We start from the raw sequence: 3,752 nt of genomic DNA on the forward strand, positions 1-3,752 counted from the left end.
ACTTCTGGTGCGCTGGCTGACACCACCGGAATGGCCCCCCTTCTGGGACAGCCTGACACTGATGTTCCAACGCGAAGTGGCGCAAAGGATCGTCGCGACACCGGGCAGCAAAGCCTACGGGCGTCTGGCGCTACTGGCGCAGTGGCGCACGGACGCCAAGATCGTGCTGGAATTGCCGCCAGAGGCCTTCAGCCCCCCACCCAAAGTAAACTCCGCCGTGGTGCACCTGACCGCCCTGCCCGCACCGCGCTACCCTGCGGATCCTGCCACGCTGAACAAAGTGGTGGCCGCCGCGTTCAACCAGCGCCGCAAGATGCTGCGCTCCGCGCTCAAATCCGTCAGCCCCGATATTGAAGACCACCTGAATGCAGTCGGGATCAAACCCACGGAACGCGCCGAACAGGTCGGGCTAGAGGCCTTCTGCGCCTTGGCAAGAAGCCTCGACGCGTCCTAGGCTTTCCATGTCCCTTCAAACTTCCGCCGGAGGCAATCCTGCCCCCGCCAAACAAAAAGCCCCCCGAAATCGGAGGGCTTGTGTCTATTCGGCAGCCTCTGGGGCATTGTCGTTCTTTGGCCCCTCATCGGGTGCCTTGCGCGGTTTGCGTGGCTGACGCGGGCGCTTTGGCTTGGCCTCGGGTGTTTCCACCAACCCGCTGTCGCCTTCTTCATGCGCATGATCGGGCTGATCCATCTCCAAAGGCGCGTTCGCGGCCTCTTCCTGCGCGTTCAGGCGCTCTTGGCGCTCGCGATCACGCTCGGCCTGACGTTGACGGTTCTGCTCTTCCTGCTCTTCGCGCTTGGCGTCTACTTCGCGCTGCGCTTCGGCCAGAAGACGCGTGTAGTGTTCCGCGTGCTGGGCAAAGTTTTCCGCATCCACACGGTCACCCGACACAACGGCATCGCGGTGAAGTTGGTTATATTTTTCAATAATTTGCTGCGGCGTACCACGCACTTTGCCATCAGGGCCCGAGCTGTCAAAAACCCGGTTGATGATGTTACCGCCCGTGGGCCGGTTGTTGCGACTTTTATTCCGCGACCGTGACTTAGATGATCTCATAAGTTGCTTTCAAGCCTTTGGCTGTCGTTGCTGGGCCAATGTCGCGCTAATAGCGCGCCTCAAATGTGTAGCCTTGCGATGTTTGGCGACTGATCGGGGGGAGGTCAGTGGCGAGCCTCGTCCCATCCGATGGGAATGAATAAGCATGTGGGGGGGTGCAAGACAAGACTAAAGTGAGCAAAAGGCGTGTTTTCGCCAGTTAATGTGGCGCATGTCGGTCAAAAGCTCTTGGTTTTGCCGATCACAACGCGGTCACGGCCATCAAGGTCGGGAATCACGAAAACATGCGCCAGCCCCCCTTGCAGCATCAGTTCGGCCACCGCGCGGCCTTGCGTCGATCCGATCTCGAATATCAACCGGCCGTCGGGTTCCAGCACATCTTGGGCCTGCGCGATGATGGTGCGATAGGCCGACAGCCCATCGGCCTCATCGGTCAGTGCCAAACGCGGTTCCCATTCGCGCACATCGCGTGACAGAACCGCCATTTCATCGGCGGCAATATAGGGCGGGTTCGCCACGATCAGATCAAAGGGCCGCCTGATACCCGCCATCCAGTCGCTTTGCACAAAGGTTGCCCTGTCATCCACGTGGTGTCGCTGCGCGTTGCGCAAGGCCACGGCAAGCGCCTTGGGCGACACATCGGCCCCCACACCAACCGCCTGCGTATTTTCCGCCAGCAGCGTCACCAGAATGCAACCCGAGCCGGTCCCGAGATCAAGCACACGCGCAAAAGGATCCCGCAGCGCCACATCAATCAGGGTTTCCGTGTCAGGACGCGGATCAAGGACATCCTTTGTGACCTCGAAATCGCGACCATAGAACGCGCGTGATCCGGTCAGATGCGACACAGGTTCGAACCGCGACCGGCGCGCAATCAGGTGCTCAAAGCGTGTGGCGACCTCTGCCGACACGGGCTCTGGCAAAATCAGCGTCAACCGCCCTGCATCAACGCCAGCGGCATAGGCAAAAAGCTTGCGCGCATCCCGCGCGGCATCGGGTACCCCGGCTTTCGTGAGTTGCTGAACAGCCGCCGCCAGAACCTGACTGCCGGTCTTGTCGTCACTCACGCGCCCATCTCGGCCAGCATCGTGGCTTGTGCATCAGACTGCAAGGCGTCGATGATTTCATCCAGATCGCCTTGCATCACCTGCCCCAGAGAATAGAGCGTCAGGTTGATCCGATGGTCCGTCAGCCGCCCTTGCGGGAAGTTATAGGTCCGGATCCGCTCCGAGCGGTCCCCCGACCCGACCTGACTTTTCCGGTCAGCCGATCGTTCGCTGTCCACGCGCTGGCGCTCCAGATCAAACAGACGCGTTTTAAGCACCTGCATCGCAATCTCGCGGTTGCGGTGCTGGGATTTCTCGGAACTGACCACAATGATACCTGTGGGAATATGCAGGATCCGCACCGCACTGTCGGTCGTATTGACGTGCTGTCCACCCGATCCGGAGGCGCGCATCGTATCAATGCGCAAATCATTCGCATTGATCTCGATATCCACGTCCTCGGCCTCGGGTAGCACTGCCACCGTCGCAGCAGAGGTGTGAATACGCCCGCCACTCTCGGTTTCCGGCACACGCTGCACACGGTGCACACCGCTTTCGTATTTCAGCCTTGCAAAAACACCATCACCGACAACCCTTGCGACGACCTCTTTCACGCCCCCAAGTTCGCTCAGGCTTTCTTCGAGGATTTCGAATTTCCAGCCCTGCTTTTCGGCATAGCGCTGATACATCCGCAGCAGATCAGCCGCAAAAAGCCCTGCCTCGTCACCGCCCGTGCCGGGCCGGATTTCCAGCAATGCTGGCCGGCTGTCAGCGGCATCTTTGGGCAAAAGCGCGAGTTGCACATCATGCTCGGACGCTTCCAGCGCCGCTTTCAGATCAGGCAATTCAGCCTCGGCCAGTTCCTTCATCTCCGGATCGGCAAGCATCGCCTCAGCATCGGCGATCTGCGCGAGCAGGTCCTTGTAGGCGGTCACGGTTTCCACGACGGGGCGCAAATCGGCGTATTCCTTGCCCAGTTTGGCAATATCATTGCCCGCGGCACCACTGGACATTTTCGCCTCCAGAAACTGGAAACGGTCAATCAGTTGTTCGATTTTATCAGATGCGATCATGGATCACCGATTGGCGGATCAAAGCGGCTCGGTCAAGGGGGCAAGCGTTTCAAGCCAGCTTTCAACGCGCGCCTTGTTCACCCCCATATCGGACTGGCCGAACCGCAACCTGCCATAAATCACAAGCAAATCACCCTGCACAGCAACAGTTGTATGATCGGGAAAGCCCCACAAAAGCGACCGTGTCTGAAAGGTTATCATACCCTCCGCCACACTGCCCGCCAGCAACCGTGTTCTTGGTGTCGCCAAGGCCCGCGCTTCGACCATCGCCAACACGTCGGCTGCGGGGGCGTTTATGCGGCGGACGGCAAGGAATGATCCTGCCCCCTCCGTATCGCCTGCCGTGGTCACTTCGGGCACTTGATGCCAGCGCGCTATGTCCGTCGGCGCAAACCGCACATAGGCGGCAAGACCGGCAACAATGAGAATGATTAGATAAAGAATACGCATGATACGGCCCTCATAAGTCATTTCGGACGCAGCTCCTGCGCCGATGGTCACGTGTGAAGCCTAGCGGTACGGCACACCCGGCAGGATCGACAGCATTTCGAACATCAAATTCGCCCCCGTCAGTGC

Annotated in this window: 5 protein-coding genes; 1 reads left to right on the forward strand and 4 read right to left on the reverse strand. The window is 59.5% G+C overall.

Annotation, left to right across the window (positions count from 1 at the left end):
- Positions 1 to 454 (forward strand): ribosomal RNA small subunit methyltransferase A (locus tag VGP75_RS14905; RefSeq protein ID WP_327544420.1); only part of this gene is annotated, 454 nt, incomplete at its 5' end.
- 84 nt (positions 455 to 538) lie between these two features.
- Here the strand turns inward: VGP75_RS14905 and VGP75_RS14910 are convergent.
- From VGP75_RS14910 to VGP75_RS14925, 4 genes are all read right to left on the reverse strand, one after another.
- Positions 539 to 1,057: a DUF4167 domain-containing protein gene (locus VGP75_RS14910; RefSeq protein WP_327544421.1), complete on the reverse strand. Its 519-nt coding sequence runs from the start codon at positions 1,055 to 1,057 to the stop codon at positions 539 to 541.
- A gap of 218 nt (positions 1,058 to 1,275) precedes the next feature.
- The gene (gene prmC, locus VGP75_RS14915; protein WP_327544422.1) at positions 1,276 to 2,124 is read right to left on the reverse strand and encodes a peptide chain release factor N(5)-glutamine methyltransferase; all 849 of its coding nucleotides are present in this window, start codon (positions 2,122 to 2,124) and stop codon (positions 1,276 to 1,278) included.
- Positions 2,121 to 3,176 carry a peptide chain release factor 1 gene (gene prfA / locus VGP75_RS14920; protein WP_110278657.1) on the reverse strand — a complete coding sequence of 352 codons (1,056 nt, stop codon included), beginning with the start codon at positions 3,174 to 3,176 and terminating at the stop codon, positions 2,121 to 2,123. Before prfA ends, prmC begins: the two co-directional genes overlap by 4 nt.
- A gap of 18 nt (positions 3,177 to 3,194) precedes the next feature.
- Entirely contained in the window at positions 3,195 to 3,677 is a 483-nt protein-coding gene (locus VGP75_RS14925) for a DUF1499 domain-containing protein (RefSeq protein ID WP_327544423.1), read from the reverse strand.
- Positions 3,678 to 3,752 lie beyond the last annotated feature (75 nt).

It is taken from the genome of Yoonia sp., assembly GCF_036007805.1.
In the GTDB taxonomy this organism is placed as follows: domain Bacteria; phylum Pseudomonadota; class Alphaproteobacteria; order Rhodobacterales; family Rhodobacteraceae; genus Yoonia.

Excerpts from the sequence above, each read along its gene's own strand:
- VGP75_RS14910 (WP_327544421.1), bottom strand. The coding sequence starts at position 1,057 with ATGAGATCATCTAAGTCACGGTCGCGGAATAAAAGTCGCAACAACCGG.
- prfA (WP_110278657.1), bottom strand. The coding sequence starts at position 3,176 with ATGATCGCATCTGATAAAATCGAACAACTGATTGACCGTTTCCAGTTT.